The sequence below is a fragment of the Micromonospora sp. NPDC003816 genome (assembly GCF_042874705.1).
GTDB lineage: Bacteria > Actinomycetota > Actinomycetes > Mycobacteriales > Micromonosporaceae > Micromonospora.
This window is the reverse complement of record NZ_JBIANP010000001.1, coordinates 455,332-470,485: the sequence shown is the minus strand read 5'-3', so window position 1 is coordinate 470,485 and position 15,154 is coordinate 455,332. Positions and strand designations below refer to the sequence as shown.

At 71.7% G+C, this 15,154-nt stretch carries 21 protein-coding genes and 1 riboswitch; of the genes, 12 read left to right on the top strand and 9 right to left on the bottom strand.

Annotated features, from left to right (window positions below):
- Positions 1-45 precede the first annotated feature (45 nt).
- Positions 46-1,056 (top strand): AraC family transcriptional regulator, encoded by a 1,011-nt coding sequence (locus ACFYTT_RS02000; protein ID WP_387257179.1) that lies wholly within the window; start codon positions 46-48, stop codon positions 1,054-1,056.
- On the opposite strand, the gene ACFYTT_RS01995 is transcribed toward ACFYTT_RS02000, so the two are convergent.
- A complete protein-coding gene (locus ACFYTT_RS01995; protein WP_131053306.1) occupies positions 966-1,346 on the bottom strand; it encodes a VOC family protein in 381 nt (126 codons plus the stop codon). The genes ACFYTT_RS02000 and ACFYTT_RS01995 overlap by 91 nt on opposite strands.
- An 88-nt stretch (positions 1,347-1,434) precedes the next feature.
- Here ACFYTT_RS01995 and ACFYTT_RS01990 point away from each other — a divergent pair, with 88 nt between their 5' ends.
- The 4 genes from ACFYTT_RS01990 to ACFYTT_RS01975 are packed head-to-tail and all read left to right on the top strand — an operon-like array spanning position 1,435 to position 3,343.
- On the top strand, positions 1,435-1,833 hold the full coding sequence (locus ACFYTT_RS01990) for a winged helix-turn-helix transcriptional regulator (protein WP_387257178.1): 399 nt from the start codon (positions 1,435-1,437) through the stop codon (positions 1,831-1,833).
- 52 nt (positions 1,834-1,885) lie between these two features.
- Entirely contained in the window at positions 1,886-2,476 is a 591-nt protein-coding gene (locus tag ACFYTT_RS01985; RefSeq protein ID WP_387257177.1) for a DinB family protein, read from the top strand.
- A gap of 43 nt (positions 2,477-2,519) precedes the next feature.
- Positions 2,520-3,017, top strand: a complete 498-nt coding sequence (locus ACFYTT_RS01980) for a metallophosphoesterase family protein (RefSeq protein WP_387257176.1) — start codon at positions 2,520-2,522, stop codon at positions 3,015-3,017.
- Positions 3,018-3,058: 41 nt separating this feature from the next.
- A complete protein-coding gene (locus ACFYTT_RS01975) occupies positions 3,059-3,343 on the top strand; it encodes a DUF427 domain-containing protein (RefSeq protein ID WP_131053309.1) in 285 nt (94 codons plus the stop codon).
- On the opposite strand, the gene ACFYTT_RS01970 is transcribed toward ACFYTT_RS01975, so the two are convergent.
- From ACFYTT_RS01970 to ACFYTT_RS01960, 3 genes are all read right to left on the bottom strand, one after another.
- A complete protein-coding gene (locus tag ACFYTT_RS01970; protein WP_387257175.1) occupies positions 3,327-3,845 on the bottom strand; it encodes a hypothetical protein in 519 nt (172 codons plus the stop codon). The two genes, ACFYTT_RS01975 and ACFYTT_RS01970, sit on opposite strands and share 17 nt — an antisense overlap.
- Positions 3,846-4,047: 202 nt before the next feature.
- The gene (locus ACFYTT_RS01965) at positions 4,048-4,656 is read right to left on the bottom strand and encodes a TetR/AcrR family transcriptional regulator (RefSeq protein WP_131053312.1); all 609 of its coding nucleotides are present in this window, start codon (positions 4,654-4,656) and stop codon (positions 4,048-4,050) included.
- 58 nt (positions 4,657-4,714) lie between these two features.
- Positions 4,715-5,872 carry a MalY/PatB family protein gene (locus ACFYTT_RS01960; protein ID WP_387257173.1) on the bottom strand — a complete coding sequence of 386 codons (1,158 nt, stop codon included), beginning with the start codon at positions 5,870-5,872 and terminating at the stop codon, positions 4,715-4,717.
- A 65-nt stretch (positions 5,873-5,937) separates the two neighbouring features.
- A riboswitch (cobalamin riboswitch) is annotated at positions 5,938-6,141 on the top strand.
- Positions 6,142-6,180: 39 nt separating this feature from the next.
- On the opposite strand from ACFYTT_RS01960, the gene bluB reads away from it, so the two are divergent.
- Positions 6,181-6,816, top strand: coding sequence for a 5,6-dimethylbenzimidazole synthase (gene bluB / locus ACFYTT_RS01955; RefSeq protein WP_176093642.1), 636 nt, complete (start codon positions 6,181-6,183; stop codon positions 6,814-6,816).
- 13 nt (positions 6,817-6,829) lie between these two features.
- On the opposite strand, the gene ACFYTT_RS01950 is transcribed toward bluB, so the two are convergent.
- The gene (locus ACFYTT_RS01950) at positions 6,830-7,567 is read right to left on the bottom strand and encodes a VOC family protein (protein ID WP_387257171.1); all 738 of its coding nucleotides are present in this window, start codon (positions 7,565-7,567) and stop codon (positions 6,830-6,832) included.
- 159 nt (positions 7,568-7,726) lie between these two features.
- Between ACFYTT_RS01950 and ACFYTT_RS01945 the strand changes: the two genes are divergently transcribed.
- From ACFYTT_RS01945 to ACFYTT_RS01930, 4 genes are read left to right on the top strand one after another with little or no spacing between them, the layout of a single operon-like run.
- Positions 7,727-8,362, top strand: a complete 636-nt coding sequence (locus ACFYTT_RS01945) for a SipW-dependent-type signal peptide-containing protein (RefSeq protein ID WP_217705996.1) — start codon at positions 7,727-7,729, stop codon at positions 8,360-8,362.
- A gap of 9 nt (positions 8,363-8,371) precedes the next feature.
- Positions 8,372-9,004, top strand: a complete 633-nt coding sequence (locus tag ACFYTT_RS01940; RefSeq protein WP_131053315.1) for a hypothetical protein — start codon at positions 8,372-8,374, stop codon at positions 9,002-9,004.
- A gap of 12 nt (positions 9,005-9,016) precedes the next feature.
- Positions 9,017-10,264 (top strand): signal peptidase I, encoded by a 1,248-nt coding sequence (locus ACFYTT_RS01935; protein WP_387257170.1) that lies wholly within the window; start codon positions 9,017-9,019, stop codon positions 10,262-10,264.
- Positions 10,261-10,740: a hypothetical protein gene (locus ACFYTT_RS01930; protein WP_357214985.1), complete on the top strand. Its 480-nt coding sequence runs from the start codon at positions 10,261-10,263 to the stop codon at positions 10,738-10,740. The genes ACFYTT_RS01935 and ACFYTT_RS01930 overlap by 4 nt, the downstream gene beginning before the upstream one ends.
- A 28-nt stretch (positions 10,741-10,768) precedes the next feature.
- On the opposite strand, the gene ACFYTT_RS01925 is transcribed toward ACFYTT_RS01930, so the two are convergent.
- Entirely contained in the window at positions 10,769-11,677 is a 909-nt protein-coding gene (locus tag ACFYTT_RS01925) for a LysR family transcriptional regulator (protein ID WP_387257168.1), read from the bottom strand.
- Positions 11,678-11,787: 110 nt separating this feature from the next.
- Here ACFYTT_RS01925 and ACFYTT_RS01920 point away from each other — a divergent pair, with 110 nt between their 5' ends.
- Positions 11,788-12,744, top strand: coding sequence for an FAD-dependent oxidoreductase (locus ACFYTT_RS01920; protein WP_387257166.1), 957 nt, complete (start codon positions 11,788-11,790; stop codon positions 12,742-12,744).
- A gap of 100 nt (positions 12,745-12,844) precedes the next feature.
- Positions 12,845-13,399, top strand: a complete 555-nt coding sequence (locus ACFYTT_RS01915) for a hypothetical protein (protein ID WP_131054579.1) — start codon at positions 12,845-12,847, stop codon at positions 13,397-13,399.
- Here ACFYTT_RS01915 and ACFYTT_RS01910 read toward each other — a convergent pair.
- From ACFYTT_RS01910 to ACFYTT_RS01900, 3 genes are all read right to left on the bottom strand, one after another.
- Complete coding sequence (locus ACFYTT_RS01910) at positions 13,386-13,763, bottom strand: helix-turn-helix transcriptional regulator (protein WP_176093637.1); 378 nt, start codon at positions 13,761-13,763, stop codon at positions 13,386-13,388. The two genes, ACFYTT_RS01915 and ACFYTT_RS01910, sit on opposite strands and share 14 nt — an antisense overlap.
- A 64-nt stretch (positions 13,764-13,827) precedes the next feature.
- Positions 13,828-14,349 (bottom strand): SRPBCC family protein, encoded by a 522-nt coding sequence (locus ACFYTT_RS01905; RefSeq protein WP_387257165.1) that lies wholly within the window; start codon positions 14,347-14,349, stop codon positions 13,828-13,830.
- 111 nt (positions 14,350-14,460) lie between these two features.
- Positions 14,461-15,102, bottom strand: a complete 642-nt coding sequence (locus ACFYTT_RS01900; protein WP_387257164.1) for a response regulator — start codon at positions 15,100-15,102, stop codon at positions 14,461-14,463.
- Positions 15,103-15,154: the final 52 nt, after the last annotated feature.

The following is a 15,154-nucleotide window of genomic DNA, read 5'->3' as shown; positions in this document are numbered from 1 at the left end:
CGTACGCCCGGCATGTGCGATCGTCCGCACCCCTATGGTGGAGCGATGGACCCGTTCGACACGCTGCTGCGGGACGTCCGCGCCGAGGGTGCCGCCTTCGGCAGGTCGGTACTCTCGCCGTCGTGGGCGCTGCGGTTCACCGACGGCGCACCCCTGACGCTCTGCGTACCGCTGCGTGGCGAGGCGTGGATCGTCCACCCGGAACGCGACGAGCCGGTTCTGGTCCGGGTCGGCGAGGCTGTCGTGGTGCGGGGGCCGCAACCCTTCGTCCTCTCCGCCGAGCCCCGGTCGACCTTCCGACCCGACGAGCTGCGCGACGTCGACTGTCGCCAGTCGCCGGGCATCCGGACACCGGACCCGGACCCGGACCCGGACGAGCAGATGCTGCTCCTGGCCGGGGCGTACCACGTCCAGGGGCAGGCCCCGCATCGGCTGCTCGGAGTGCTCCCGCCGGTGCTGGTCGTACCGGACGACCACGACTGTTCGTCGCTCCGTGACTACCTGGACTTCCAGCTCGGCGGGTGCCGCCCGGGTCGGCAGGTCGTGCTGGACCGTCTGCTGGACTGGCTGCTGGTCTGCACGATCCGGGACTGGTTCGACCAGCCGGGCGCCGAGGCTCCCCGCTGGTATCGGGCGCTGGGCGACGACACGGTGGGCCCGGTGCTCCGCGCCATGCACGACGCCCCCGGTGCGCCCTGGACGCTCGCCTCCCTGGCAGCCCGGGCCGGGGTGTCCCGCACGACGCTGGCCAAACGATTCACCGAGCTGATGGGTGAGCCACCGCTGACCTACCTGACCGACTGGCGGATGACACTCGCCGCCGACATGCTGACCGGCACCACCGCGACGGTCGCCGCCATGGCACGCCAACTCGGATACTCCGACGCCTTCGGCTTCAGCACGGCCTTCAAGCGTGTCCACGGGGTGAGTCCCCGCGAGCACCGCAGGCTCGCGCAGTCCGGGAGTCAGGTGGCGGTGACGATACGGTCGACCAGTTCCGGCACCCACTCGACGTACTCGACCTCGGCCCCTCCGGCATGCCGGACGTACAGGTAGCGGCCGGTAGGGCTGGTCGCCTCCGGCGTGGTGATCACGCCACCCTCGGCGGTCAGCGCGGCCACGACGGCATCCAGATCGTCGACGACGACGGTCGCCGAGGCGTGCGCGTAGCGGGCGCGTTGCGCTGGTGGGCCGGCGATCACCAGGAAGTCACCGAGCGCGGCCAACTCGACCGAGTCGAAGCCGAACCGCAGATCCGGCTCCGCGCCGACCAGGGTCCGTAGCGACGGCAGCGAGGTGTCGAGGTCGTCCACCCAGAGCCGGGCGTACGTCTTCAGGACGGTCATGTCAGCTCCTGTACGTTGACGTCGTCGACCAGACCGTAGGCCCGCACGACGGCCGGGGTAAGTACGCACCTTTCGGTAACCGGTGCGGGTGAAGGAGCAGCGGCACGTGGACGAGCCGTCTCCCGGTACGCCGACGGCGGCGCAGGTGGCCCAGGTGCACCTGGTGGCCAATGAGGTGTTCGGCGTGGTCGGCACCAAATGGGCCCTGCCGGTCATGGAGGCCATCGGCACCGACACGCGTCGCTTCGGTGAACTGCACCGCAAGGTCACCGGCATCAGCCATCGGCTGCTGACCGCGACGCTTCGTCAACTGGAGCGGAACGGGGTGGTCGACCGGACGCTCCACCCCACCGTGCCGCCTCGCACCGATTACCGGCTCACCCCTGCCGGTCTGGAACTCCATCAGACGATCAACGGGTTCTGCCGGTGGAGCCGCCGTCATCTGGACGATGTCCTGGCCTCCCGCCGCCGGTTCGAACAGACGTGACGCCGTCCTCTCCGGCCGCGCGGTGGCGGCCCGGACGAGGAAGACTGCGGGTATGGCTGACGAAGACGACGCGAAGGCGGCGCTGCTGCACTACCTGCAGGCAACGCGCGACGACCTGATCTGGAAGCTCGACGGACTCAGCGAACGCGAAGTCCGACTCCCCCGCACGCCGACCGGCAACAATCTGCTGGGGATCGTCAAGCATGCCCTGAACACCGAAGCCGGCTACTTCGGTCCCACCTTCGGTCGCGCGTTCCCGACCCCGAAGGAACTCGTCTCCGAGTCGGATTTCGACGAGGACCCGCAGGCGGACTGGTACGCGCGGGAGGACGAGACGAAGGACGGCCTGATCGACCTGTACCGCCGCGTCGCCGTCTTCGCCGATCAGACGATCACCCGGCTACCGCTGAACGCGGTGGGACAGGTGCCGTGGTGGCGGCCGGAGCGGCAGGCGGTGACGTTGCACCGGGTCATCGTCCACGTGACCTGGGACCTCGCGCGTCATGCCGGGCACGCCGACATCCTGCGCGAGCAGCTCGACACGAGAATCGGCCTGCGGCAGGAGAACACCAACATCCCGACCGACTATCCGTGGCCGGATTACCTCGCCAGGTTGACCCGACTGGCCGACCGCTTCGCCTAGCGCCTGGCCGGTCGCCGTGTGCGGACGGGGTTACGCTGGCCGGGTGCGGTTGGTCATCATGGCGGACACCCACCTGCCGAAACGTGCCCGGGACCTGCCGGCCGAGCTGTGGGCGGCCGTCGACACCGCCGACCTCGTGATCCACGCCGGCGACTGGGTCGACGCGTCGTTGCTGGACGACCTGGAGCGACGTCGTGCCCGACTGATCGGCGTCTTCGGCAACAACGACGGCCCCGAGTTGCGTACCCGGTTGCCGGAGATCGCCCGCGCGGACGTCGGCGGCCTGCGGATCGCGGTGGTGCACGAGACCGGTCCGGCCGGCGGCCGGGAGCGGCGGTGCGCGGCCCGGTTCCCCGACTGCGACCTGCTCGTGTTCGGGCACTCCCACATCCCCTGGGACAGCGAGGCGCCCGGTGGCCTGCGGTTGCTCAACCCCGGTTCGCCGACCGACCGGCGGCGCCAGCCGTACGCGACGTACCTCACCGCCGAGGTGACCGAGGGTCGGCTCGACGCCGTGACGCTGCACGAGGTGCCGCGCTGACACGGGGTGAACCGGCGCGCGGATCGGCATAGTCTGGGCCCATGCCGAAAGCGATCTGGAACGACCTGGTCATCGCCGAGAGCACGGACACCGTCGTGGTCGAGGGTAACCACTACTTCCCCCGCGCGGCGCTCCGCGACGACCTGTTGCGCGAGTCCGACACGCACACGCACTGCCCGTGGAAGGGCACCGCGTCGTACTACACGCTCGATCACGACGGGAAGACCAGCGTGGACGCCGTCTGGTACTACCCGGAGCCGTTGCCGGAGGCGGAGATGGTCCGGGACCGGGTCGCGTTCTGGAAGGACGTCACGGTCGTCGGGTGACCACCACCGCGGTCACCCAGAGCACGATGGCCGCGCCGAACGAGGTGACGGCCGCCGCGAGTTCCGGCATTCCCCTGACGTAGGCGCCGAAGGACGCGACCGCCACCAGGGCGAGTGCGAGCGCTGTCCACACGTACTCGCGTTGGCGGAGGATCGCGACGAGCGGCACGAAGTGCGCCGCGACGATGACCAGGACGAGGGTGGGGATCAGCCTCGGGTGTCCGGTCGGCACGGCGACCAGGCAGACGCCGCCGATCAACAGTCCCTGCACGACGCCGACCCGGTTGAACCGGCGCATCCAGGACGCCGACAGTCGGCGGTGGTCCTGCGGTCGAGGCCGGGTCATCCCCAGGGCGAGGACGGTGGCGGTGATCACGGTCGCGGCGACGAGCAGCGGGATGCGCGCGGCGGCGGGCGCGGGGTGCAGGCCGGAGACCGCCCAGAGCAGGGCGAAGCCGGTGAGGACGAGGGTCCCGGTGCGGGCCAGGGCACGCTCGGACACGGCGACGTCCTCGGTGCGCGTGCGGGTTTCTCCGGTGTCGGTCATGACGTCCCTTCCCTGGTCACGGAGCCGGGCAGCAGGTCGTGGGCATGGCTGCCGTTCGCTCGCAGGACGGGTGGTGAACTATCGCTCAGCATAGTGAACGTTTATGCACCCGTCGAGTCGAGGGTCTGTCCGGCGGAGCCCGACTCGACGACGTCACTCAGCCGTCGGCCGGGACGGGCTCCTGGATCGCGGTGCCGGAGTAGAGCCGGTCGATGGTGCCCCACCAGCGCCGCAGGCCGTCGTGGCCCATCGGATCGGTGCCGAGCACGTCGGTGATGCGGTCGCGCAGCAGGATGATGGAGAGCTCGTGGGCCAGCAGCACGACCGCGAGCTGTGCCCGGTCCACGTCCGGGGCGACCGCGCCCGCGTCGGCCATCCGGTGCATGAGCGAGTCGGCGAACCCCTGCAGCATCCGGTACGCCTCGACCGAGCGCGACGTGGTGCCGACGAGCAGGTGCGCGAGATACCGGGTGGCCGACGGGGAGGACAGCGCGTCGGCCGACGCGAGGAAGCGGTCGGGCGGGCCGGAACCGGCTGTCTCGGCGAGTGCCTCCAGCGCGTTGCCCAACACGCCCAGCACGTGCGCGTCCACGGCGGCGACCAGGCCCTCCCGCGACCCGTAGTGCTTGATGATGAGCGACTGCGAGACTCCCGCGCGCTCCGCCACCTGCTTGAGCGACGCGGCCGCCGGCCACTGTTCGCCGAAGAGTTCCAGGGCCGTGTCCCGAATGATCGCCTTGGCGGTGCGATCCTCGGGTGCATACATGTTCACCACAGTAGCAATCCCGGCGTTCGCTGCGAACGGGCCGGCAGTGCCACCGGCGTCAGGTCAGTGCCCCGGCCATCCGCCGCACTCCTTCGGCGACCAGCTCGGGGGTGGTGCCGAGGTTGAATCGCGCGTGTCCCGCTCCCCCGGTGCCGAAGACGGGGCCGGGACTGAGCGCCACCCGGCCGCGTTCGAGGAAAGTCGCGGCGGGGTCGTCACCGAGGCCGAGGGCGCGGCAGTCGAGCCAGGCCAGATAGGTGCCCTCGCCAGGGCGGTATCGGACCGCGGGAAGGTGTTCGGCGAGTAGCCGGGCGAGGAGACGACGGTTCTCGTCGAGATCGGCCAGGAGGGCGTCGAGCCATCCGCCGCCGTCCCGCAGGGCGGCGACGTGGGCCAGCACTCCGACATGGCTGGGGCTCTCGTTGACCCAGGCGGGGATGCGGGCGAGATCGTCGACCGCAGCGGGTCCGGCGACGGCGACGGCGGCCTTGAGACCGGCGAGGTTCCAGGCCTTGGACGCGGAGATCACCGAGAAGCCGTTCTCGGCGCCCGGCACGCTCAGGTACGGCGTGAACCTCGCCCCGGCCAGCACCAGCGGCGCGTGGATCTCGTCGACCACCACACGCACACCATGCCGGTCCGCCAGTGCGGCGACCTCGGCGAGTTCGTCGGCGGTGTGCACGCTGCCGGTCGGGTTGTGCGGGCTGCACAGCAGGTACGCGGGCCGGGAGCCACGACGTGCCGCGCGCCGGAACGCGTCGTCCAGGACCGTCATGTCGATCCGGCCGTCCGTGCCGAGCGGGGCCTCTTCGATGGGGCGACCGGTACGCCCCACCACCTGGTAGAACGGCGCGTAGACCGGGCAGTTGACCACGACAGCGTCCGTCCGGCCGCAGATCACGTCGAGGACCTCGACGATGCCGCTCATCACGTCCGGGACCATCGTGGTGCGGTCCACGGCGATGCCGTCGAAGTCCCAGCGGTCGCGGGCGAAGTTGGCGAGCGCCTCGGCGTAGGCGGTGCCGGCGGGGTAGCCCGTGTCACCACGTCGGACGGCCTCTGTGATCGCGTCGACGACCGGCCCGGCCAGCGGCGCGTCCAGTTCCGCCACGAACATCGGCAGCACGTCGCCCGGGTGGGCGCGCCACTTCTCGCTCGTCCGCTTCCGGAGCTGATCGAGGGTGAGCTGCCGCAGGGGCGTGGTCTCGGAGGTCACGGCACCGAGACTAGTGACTCGATCGGGAAGCGCCGACGGACGACGGTGTCCGGTAGGGTGCTCGGCGGCACGAACTGTTGCGAGGTGCCCCGCCGGTGGTGGGGAGAATCGGGAAGCCGGTGAGAGTCCGGCACGGGCCCGCCGCGGTGACCGGGGAGCTGCCGCCCACGCGCGTCACGCGCAGCCACTGGCCCGGCTCGGGCCGGGAAGGCGGGCGGTGAGGTGACGATCCGGAAGTCCGAAGACCGGCCTCGCGCCTGGTTGCCCTGCCGTGAGGGCAGGGCCTGGAGCGCAGCGGGAGCCTGCCCATGTTCGACGATGTGTACGAGGTCATCCACGCCCGCCGGGACGTACGGGGCGAGTTCACCGGCGCGCCGATCCCGGCCGAGGTCCTCGATCGGGTACTGGCCGCCGCGCATGCCGCGCCCAGCGTCGGTCTGTCGCAGCCGTGGGACTTCATCCTGGTCCGCGATCCTGGGTTGCGGGCGGAGTTCCACCGCCACGTGCAGCAGGAACGGGACGTCTTCGCCGCCGGTCTGCACGGGGAGGAGGCGCGCCGGTTCAGCCGGATCAAGATCGACGGAGTGGTGGAGTCGACGCTCTCCGTCGTGGTGACGTACGACCCGGACCGGGGGTCCCCGACGGTGCTGGGTCGGCACGCCATCGCCGACGCCGGCCTGTACTCGGTGTGCCTGGCGATCCAGAATCTGTGGCTGGCGGCCACGGCCGAGCGGCTCGGCGTGGGGTGGGTCTCGTTCTACCGGGAGCCGTTCGTGCGGGACCTGCTGCGGATCCCGGCGGGTGTCCGCCCGGTGGCCTGGCTGTGCCTGGGTCCGGTCACCCACCTGGAGCAGGTGCCGGACCTGGAGCGACACGGCTGGCGGCAGCGCCGTCCCTGGCAGGCAGCGGTGCACCGGGACCGGTGGGAGCCGTCGGACCGCTGATCCCGGGTGCGCGTCAGCCGGGGGCGAGGAGGCAGAACTCGTTGCCCTCCGGGTCGGCCATGACCGTCCACGGGAGATCGTCGCGGCCCACGTCCACGGTGGTGGCGCCCAGTGTCCGCAGCCTGTCCACCTCGGCCTGCGGGTCGTCACCGGGATACGGGCGGACGTCGAGGTGGACCCGGTTCCAGCCGGTCTTCACGTCGGGCGTGCGGAGGAAGTGCAGGTACGGGCCCACGTCGGCGGCGGAGCGCAGGACCGCTGCGCGGTCGGTGACGTCGTGCACACGCCAGTCCGTGGCGGTGCTCCAGAAGTCGGCCATGGCGCGCGGGTCCGCGCAGTCGACCACGACGGCGGCGACCGGTCCGACGTACTGGAGCGTCGGCCGGGGTTCCAGGACGCAGAACTCGTTGCCCTCCGGGTCGGCCATCACCGTCCACGGGACGTCGCCCTGACCCACGTCGGCGGGGGTGGCACCGAGTTCCTTCAGACGCGCGACCGTCGCGGCGTGATGGTCCGCCGAGGTGGTGGCGAGGTCGAGGTGTACCCGGTTCTTCGCCGTCTTGGGTTCTGCGGAGACGACGAGGTCGACGAAGACGGCGACCGGGTCGGGATAGTCGACACCCTCGGGTTCGAGGTTGGTGACGCCTGGCTCCTCGCTGGAGATCCCCCAACCGAGCGCCGCCGCCCAGAAAGCGCCCAGCGCGGAGTCGTCCCGGGCCTTCATGTTGATCTGCACGAGTCGCGTTGCCATCCGGCGATGCTAGCGGCATCGCGAAACGAATTCGATTTACTTGATGCCGGTCGATACACCTCCGTGAAGTTTCGGAATTTATGCCCGACTTGTCCGCATTAGAGCTTTATCGTGTCCCTGCGTGACAGCACGCCAACGGGGATGCACGAGGAGGACAAGTTGACTGGACCGACAGGGATGACGACGGGCGAGTCGAGCAGTCGAGGAGGTCGTCGCAAGCTCAAGGCGATCCTGGCCGGCGGGCTCGCGCTCGGCCTCGGCGCCACGATCACCCTCGCCGCCTGGAACGACTCCGAGTACGCCTCGGGCACGTTCACCGCCGGTAGCTTCAGCATGGAGGGCAGCACGGACGGCACCACCTACGCCGAGCACCCGACCGCCGGCACGGCGGCGGCGTTGGCGTTCAGCACGGGCTTCGACAACATGAGCCCGGACGACGTGGTCGCCGCACCGTTCGCGGTGCGCCTGACCGCGGCCACGACGTACGACGCGACCGTCACGGTGGCCTCGGCCACCCCCGCACCGCCCACCTTCGTCGGGCTCACCTACGGGATCGCGACCGTCCCGACGTTCGGCGACTGTGCTCCGACACCCACGACTCCGACCTGGATCGTGGCCGAGGGCACCGCACTCGACTCGGTGACCGGCGCGGTGTCGTTCAACCTGACCCAGGGCACTCCGCCCACGACACCCGGCGCTCCGGTGTTCCTGTGCTTCGTCGTCACGGCGGACGCCGGTCTGGTGCAGGGCACGTCGGTCACGGAGACCTGGCAGCTCCTCGCCGAATCCGTGTAGGTGGTGGCCGTGGTCAACCGTCGCACGCCGGCCGGGACACCACGGCTCCGCCGGACCCGTGCCGTACTCGCCGGTGCCCTGGTCATCGGCCTGGGCACGACGTCCACGCTCGCCGCGTGGACGGACGGCGAGTACGGCACCGGGTCGTTCGCGGCCAGTGTCTTCGGCACCGAGTCGCAGACCGCGTCGAGTACCTGGGCCAGCCACACCCCGGCGGTGAACGCCGCGACGCTGGCGTTCACCGCGACGGCGATGTCCCCCTCGGTCTCGTTCTACGCCTACCTCGACATCCGGACGACAGCCACGACGAACGTCGGCGGCACGGTGGCGCTGACCGGTTCGTCCAACAACGCCGGTGCCCTGCTGCCGGTACTGGAGTACCGCGTGGTGCGGACCGCCACCACCAGCACCACCTGCGCGGCCGCCGCCTTCACCGGTACCCCGACATGGATCGTCGGGCCCAGCTACCTGGGCATCACCTCGGTTCCCGGGTCGCCGGTGTCGTCGGCCATCACGGCGCCGGCCGGCGCGACGCCACAGTTGCGGTTCTGCTTCGAGGCACGTGTGCAGTCCGGAGCCGGCAACGCGTACCAGGGCACCACCGGTGCGGTCACCTGGGAATTCACTGCCACGTCTACGTAAAGGACCGGTCGGATGGTGGGACCAGCGCGTCAGCGGCGTCGACTCCTCGCGAGGGTCGGCGATCTGGCGCTGACCCTGCTCGCCGTCGGCGGAACGGTGTGCGTCGTCCTCGTCCCGCTGGCGTTCTTCTTCGACATCTCGCTCATCCTGTTCAAGACCGGGTCGATGAGCCCGAGCATCCCCGCCGGATCACTGGCGGTGGTGCGGGAGATCCCCGCGTCCGAGGTCGTCGTGGGAGACGTCGTGACCGTCGACCGTTCGCCGCTGGCACCGATCACCCACCGGGTGGTCGAGATCGCCGACGGGGGTGGGTCCACGCGCCTGCTCACGCTGCGCGGGGACGCGAACGACTCCAACGACACCGCTCCGTACGCGGTGACCCACGTACGGCTGGTCGAGTGGTCGGCGCCCCGGCTCGGGTACGCGGTCCGCACCGTGTCGAACGTGTACGCGATGAGCGCGATCACGATCAGCACCGCCGCGATCGTGACCTGGGCCTTCTGGCCGCGTAGCGAGCCCCGGCCACCGGCTCGCCATCGGCGGACGGGGCCGGACGGGGCGACACCGGATCGAGAGACGGGCGCGCACCCGAGTTCGACCCTGCGATGCCTCCTTCTGGCCGTGGCGGTGCTGCCCGGTGTCACCGCTGCGGTGCTCGCGGCACCGAGCCCGGCCCGCGCCGACCCGACCGAGGAGGTCATCCGGAGCCGGTACCTCACCCTGGTCTCGATCGGCGACGAGGCGCGGATGACCACCATGTCGCCGGAGGAACCCGTGCCCTGGCAGGTGGGTGTCTCGGCACACGCGCCGCAGCCGGGCACGGTGACCATCTCGCTGTCGGCCTCCGGCCCGCTCGCCGCCAGGCCGGACGGACTCCAGGTGACCGCCGCCGTCTGCCCGCAGCGGTGGGTGAAGGGCGCCTGCCCCACCGGCCAGGAGAAACAGGTCCTCGCGGACGGTCCGGCCACCAGGTTGACCACGGCACCGGTCACCATCGACTCGATGCGCGCCGATCAGCAACGGTGGGTCCTCGTCACCGCGAGCCTGCTCGCCGGCGCGACGGCCGCCGGGTCGGCGGACCTGGTCGTCACCGCGACCGGGTTCGGCGACCGGGCCTCGGCCGGCGGCACGGTCGGCCCGCTTCCGCGCACCGGACCCGACCTGCGGACACCGTTGGCCGTCGGGGCCGGTGCGCTGCTCGCCGGCCTTCTGCTCGTGCTCGCCGTACGCCGACGCCGCATCCGGGTGGGGCGGCCGTGAGGCGTCCGGGCACGCCGGCTCGACCAGCCACCGCACAGGTCGGGCGCCGGTGGCTCGCGGGTACGGCCGCCCTGGTGCTCGCCTTCACCGTCGGGGTGCTCGCGCCGCCGCGATCGACGATGGCGGCGTGGACCGGCACCGAGTACGGCCAGGGGACCCTCCAGGCCGGCACCGTCAGTCCACCGACCAACCTGCAGTGCAGCGCGGGTACGCTCACCCCGCCGACCTTCACCTGGACACTGCCCGTCGGGGGCCTGACCCGCAGCGGCTTCACGTGGTCGCTGTCCGGCAGCTTCACCGGCGGCGGGACACTCGGTCCCACGGCCACCAGCGTCACCGTCCCCGGCGGGCTGCTCTCCATCGGCACCGGCACCTTCCGACTGGTCGCGAACGGACCCGGCGGTTGGACGTCGACGCAGGTCACCGGCTCGCTCGGCATGCTGACCGCGGTGCTCTACACCTGCAGCGTGCCGTAGGCCCGGTAGCAGGGCGACGGCGGCGGGCTCAGGGCTGGCCGAGCAGCGCGAGAAACCCGCGCAGGGCCGGGTTCGTGCTGTCCCGGGGCCAGGCGAGGGCGACGTCCACGGTGGGTGTCGGGGCGGTGAAGCGGCGCAGGCGTACCCCGCGCATCCGTAGTGCGCGTGCGCGACCGGCCGGGACTGCCGCGACCACGTCGCCCTGCGCCACCGCCCGCAGCAGCTGCTCGTCGTCCGGCTCCTGCCGGACGAGCCGGAAGCCGCCGTGCGGCCAGACCTGTGCGATCGTCCGGTCGAACATCCCGGGGCCGTTCTCCCGGGGCCACATCACGGCCGGCAGGTCGACCACCTCGGCGCGGCTGATCCGGCGGCGACCGGCGGCGAGAGCGTGCCCTGCGGGCAGCGCCAGCAGCAGTTCCTCGGTGTCGACGGTCCGGCAGGCCAGCGCCGGTTCGTCGAGTGGCGGGCGGACGAACGCCGCGTCGAGCCGGCCGGCCAGCAGTCCGGCCACGTTCGGTGCCGTCCAGGCCGTCTCCGGGACCACCTCGACCTGCGGGTGGGCGGCCCGGAACCGGGCCACCAGGTCGTCGACCCGGCCGCCGCGCGCCGAGCGGGTGTACGCCAGGCGCAGCCGGCCGCCCCGTCCGCCCGCCAGGCCCCGGATGCGGGCGGTCGCCGCGTCCACCTCGGCGAGCAGCCGCGCGGCTTCGTCGGCGATCCGCGCGCCCACCTCGGTCAGCGTGCAGCCCCGGCTGGTGCGGCGCACGAGCGGCACGCCGAGCTGACGTTCCAGCGCGCGGATCTGCTGGCTGAGCGCGGGTTGGGCGACGTGCAGCCGCGCGGCGGCCCGGGTGAAGTGCAGTTCCTCGGCGAGCACCGCGAAGTACCGCAGTCGGCGCAGGTCGGACCAGGCTTCTCGGGCCGGCACGTCGGACATGGAGCCACCATAAGCGCCGCTTATCGCCGACTGCCCCATGTCGTCTTGGACGTCAGCGTGGCGTCACCGCCACGATTCGAGACAGGCGGCACGACAGACGGGAGCGAGCGATGGCGGCAGCGGCGGACGTGGTGGTGGTCGGCGGCGGCATCGTCGGGATGACGGTGGCCGTCACCCTGGCGCGACGCGGGGCACGGGTGGCCGTGCTGGCGGCGGACGAACCGGCGGACACGGTGTCGGCGGTGGCCGCCGCGGTCTGGTATCCGAGCCACACCGACGAGGACCCACGGGTGTCGGACTGGGCACGCCGGACCCGGATCGAGTTGAGCCGCCAGGCGGCCGACGGCGTGCCGGGGGTGGTCGACCGGCCGACCCGGATGCTGCTGCGCGGCCCGGACACCGGGCCGCCGTGGTGGTCGGCGGCGTGCGCGGACCTGGTGGCGGAGCCGGCGACGCCGCCGTACACGGCAGTGCTGCGGTTCACCGCTCCGACGGTGGAGATGACGCCGTACCTGGCCTGGCTCCGGCAACGGTTGGAGGCCGACGGTGGGCGGCTGCTGCGCCGCCGGGTGGACCGGCTCGCCGACGCGTTCGACCTCGCGCCGACGGTCGTCAACGCGACCGGCCTGGCCGCCGGCCGGCTCGCCGCCGACCCGGCCGTGTACCCGGTGCGCGGTCACCTGGTGTTGGTGGCGAATCCGGGCCTGACCGTCTCGGTACGCGACGAGGACGACCCGGCGGGGATCACCTACGTGCACCCGCGCCGACACGACGTGGTTCTCGGCGGCACGTACCAGCCGGGCGTGGGGCACACCGCGCCCGACCCGGACACCGCGACGGCGATCCGACGGCGCTGCGTCGCCCTCGTGCCGGAACTGGCCGACGCCCCGGTGCTCGGCGAACGGATCGGACTGCGTCCGGCACGCCACGGCGGCCCCCGGGTGGAGGTGGACCGGTCGATCGGTTCCGGGCATCGGCTCGTGCACGCCTACGGTCACGGCGGAGCCGGGGTCACGCTGTCCTGGGGGTGCGCCGACGAGGTGGCCGATCTCGCGGTGGGCGGTTGAGCGGGACACCGGCCTCGGCGCCGATCCGGGAAGGGCTTGACGCTCCGCACGGCATCGAGCAGAGTCGATTTATGTAGCTGTCTTGACACGGGGAGGACACATGAAGGCCCTCGTCACCACCGTCTCGGCCGCAGCCCTGCTGTTCCTGGCCACAGGCAGCGCCCCCGCCGATCCACCGCCGACCGACGCGCCCTGCACCGGGCAGATCCACGCCAACCCCGGGTTCGAACGCGGCACCACCGGCTGGACGGCCGGCCCCCGCATCGTCGTACTCGGTGACGCGGCGCGGCCCGCCCACTCCGGCCGCGCCTACGCCACCTTCGCCGGGCTGGACGTGACCCGGTCGGATCTGCTGCGGACCACCGTCACCGTGCCGGCCGAGTGCGACCTGACGGTCCGCTTCCGGGTCCGGACCACGACCACGGAGAGCAGCCGGAGCGACTACCTGAACGTCGGGCTGGCGGTCACCGGGATACCCCCGAAGACGAGATTCTCACTCGCCTTCGACGGTGGGGCACAGTGGCGCGAGTACGCCATGTCGAGCGGGACGGCGACGGTCGAGCGCACCGCGACGGTCAGCTTCCTCGCCAGCGAGACGGCCGGCAACGGCGTCACGACCTTCGACCTCGACGACGTGACCTTCACCCTGAGCTGACGCCGGAGTGGCCGTCGCGGCCGGGCTCGGACGCCTCCTCGGCGTCCGACATCGCGGCGAGGACCTCGTCGAGGCGCTGGTAGCGCTCCTCGGCCCGCTGGCGGTACCGCTCGATCCACCCGGCCATCAGGTCCAGGACCTCCACTTCGAGGTGGGCGGGCCGGCGACGCCCGTCCCTGCCACGGGTCACCACGCCGGCCTCCTCCAACACCGCGAGGTGCTTGGCCACGGCCTGGAGGCTCATGTCGAACGGCTCGGCCAGCTCGGTCAGCGTGGCGTCCCCGGCGGCGAGCCGGGCCACGATCCGCCTGCGGGTCGGGTCGGCCAGGGCCGAGAAGACGGGCGACAACGTGTCCGCGCTCATGTCGGCCGCCGTCGCACGGCGATGCCCGGCGGTGCGACGGCTTCCGCCACATCGGTCTCACGCATCATGCGACCCGTTCGACCAGCAGACCGTCGAGCTGCTCGTAGCCCTCACGAACCCCGACCTCCATACCCGAGGCCAGGAACGCGTCCCGATCCTCGAACGAGTCGACGAGCGAGGTGGCGGTGAGCCGGGTGCGCCCACCCAGGTCCTCGAAGGAGAGTCGTTCCAGCGCGACGCCGTCGGGCATCCCCTCGAAGGTGAAGGTCTGGACGATCAGCTCACCTGGCCGCACCTCGTGGAAGCAGCCCCGGAACCCACCCTCGAACCCCTCGGCCTGCTGGACGTAGCGGTACGATCCGCCGCTCCGGCAGTCCCACGTGTCGATCACGGTCGCGATGTCTCGGGGACCGATCCAGCGGGCGAACAACTCGGGATCGGTGTGCGCCCGGAACACCGCGTCCGGCGGGGCGTCGAACTCGCGGGTGATGATCACCTGAGGGACCGTGGGGTCGGCCACGATCCGGGTCTCACGGGTGCTGGCGGTCATGGTGGTGCTCTCCTTCGCGGCAACGTCGACAAGCATGTTGAACTGCTATTTCAACTACTCGGTTGAGCATCGCAGCGCGCCCCGATGATTGTCAACCAATTGGTTGAGTAACCTCGGTCGGGTCTCGTCCGCCGCCGAAGACGGCTCTCAGAGACCGACGTCGCGGGCGAGGAGAGCCGCCTGGACCCGATCGGAGACCCCCAGCTTGGCGAAGACCGCGGAGAGCTGGTTGCGGACCGTCTTCTCGCTCAACCCGACCCGGCGGGCGATGCGGGCGTTGGTCTCGCCGGCCGACAGGTACCGCAGGATGTCCCGTTCGCGCGGGGTGAGCTGGTTGAACGGTGCGGGCAGTTCCACCGGCCGGCGCTGCAGGTCGGCCAGCACCCGAGGGCCGACCCGGGGGCCGAGCACGAGTCCACCGCCGGCCACGGTGCGCAGCGCGTCGACGATCACGTCCGGGTCGGTGTCCTTGAGCAGGTAGCCCCGGGCGCCCGCGTGCAGCGACCGGCTCACCACCTCGTCGTCGTCGGCCATGGTGAGCATGAGCACGGCCGTCGCCGGACGGTCCCGCACGATCCGGCGGGTGGCCTCGACGCCGTCGCCGTCGGGCAGACCGATGTCCATGGCGACCACGTCGACCGGCTCGGTCATCACCAGCCGGATCGCCTCGGCGCAGGTGGCGGCCTCCAGCACCGCGCTGACCCAGCCCTCCCCCTCCAGCATGATCCGCAGTCCACGGCGGACCACCGGATGGTCGTCCACGATCAGCACCCGACCCTGTCCGGACATCTCTCTCGCCCCACTTCCGGCCCGACCGCCTCGACCAGCCCGGCTCATGGTG

Coding starts and splice junctions, on each gene's coding strand:
- ACFYTT_RS01905 (WP_387257165.1), bottom strand. CDS start 14,349: ATGCTTGTCGACGTTGCCGCGAAGGAGAGCACCACCATGACCGCCAGC.
- ACFYTT_RS01985 (WP_387257177.1), top strand. CDS start 1,886: ATGGCTGACGAAGACGACGCGAAGGCGGCGCTGCTGCACTACCTGCAG.
- ACFYTT_RS01920 (WP_387257166.1), top strand. CDS start 11,788: ATGGCGGCAGCGGCGGACGTGGTGGTGGTCGGCGGCGGCATCGTCGGG.
- ACFYTT_RS01950 (WP_387257171.1), bottom strand. CDS start 7,567: ATGGCAACGCGACTCGTGCAGATCAACATGAAGGCCCGGGACGACTCC.
- ACFYTT_RS01925 (WP_387257168.1), bottom strand. CDS start 11,677: ATGTCCGACGTGCCGGCCCGAGAAGCCTGGTCCGACCTGCGCCGACTG.
- ACFYTT_RS01965 (WP_131053312.1), bottom strand. CDS start 4,656: ATGTATGCACCCGAGGATCGCACCGCCAAGGCGATCATTCGGGACACG.
- ACFYTT_RS01995 (WP_131053306.1), bottom strand. CDS start 1,346: ATGACCGTCCTGAAGACGTACGCCCGGCTCTGGGTGGACGACCTCGAC.
- ACFYTT_RS01935 (WP_387257170.1), top strand. CDS start 9,017: ATGGTGGGACCAGCGCGTCAGCGGCGTCGACTCCTCGCGAGGGTCGGC.
- ACFYTT_RS02000 (WP_387257179.1), top strand. CDS start 46: ATGGACCCGTTCGACACGCTGCTGCGGGACGTCCGCGCCGAGGGTGCC.
- ACFYTT_RS01910 (WP_176093637.1), bottom strand. CDS start 13,763: ATGAGCGCGGACACGTTGTCGCCCGTCTTCTCGGCCCTGGCCGACCCG.
- ACFYTT_RS01975 (WP_131053309.1), top strand. CDS start 3,059: ATGCCGAAAGCGATCTGGAACGACCTGGTCATCGCCGAGAGCACGGAC.
- bluB (WP_176093642.1), top strand. CDS start 6,181: ATGTTCGACGATGTGTACGAGGTCATCCACGCCCGCCGGGACGTACGG.
- ACFYTT_RS01915 (WP_131054579.1), top strand. CDS start 12,845: ATGAAGGCCCTCGTCACCACCGTCTCGGCCGCAGCCCTGCTGTTCCTG.
- ACFYTT_RS01900 (WP_387257164.1), bottom strand. CDS start 15,102: ATGTCCGGACAGGGTCGGGTGCTGATCGTGGACGACCATCCGGTGGTC.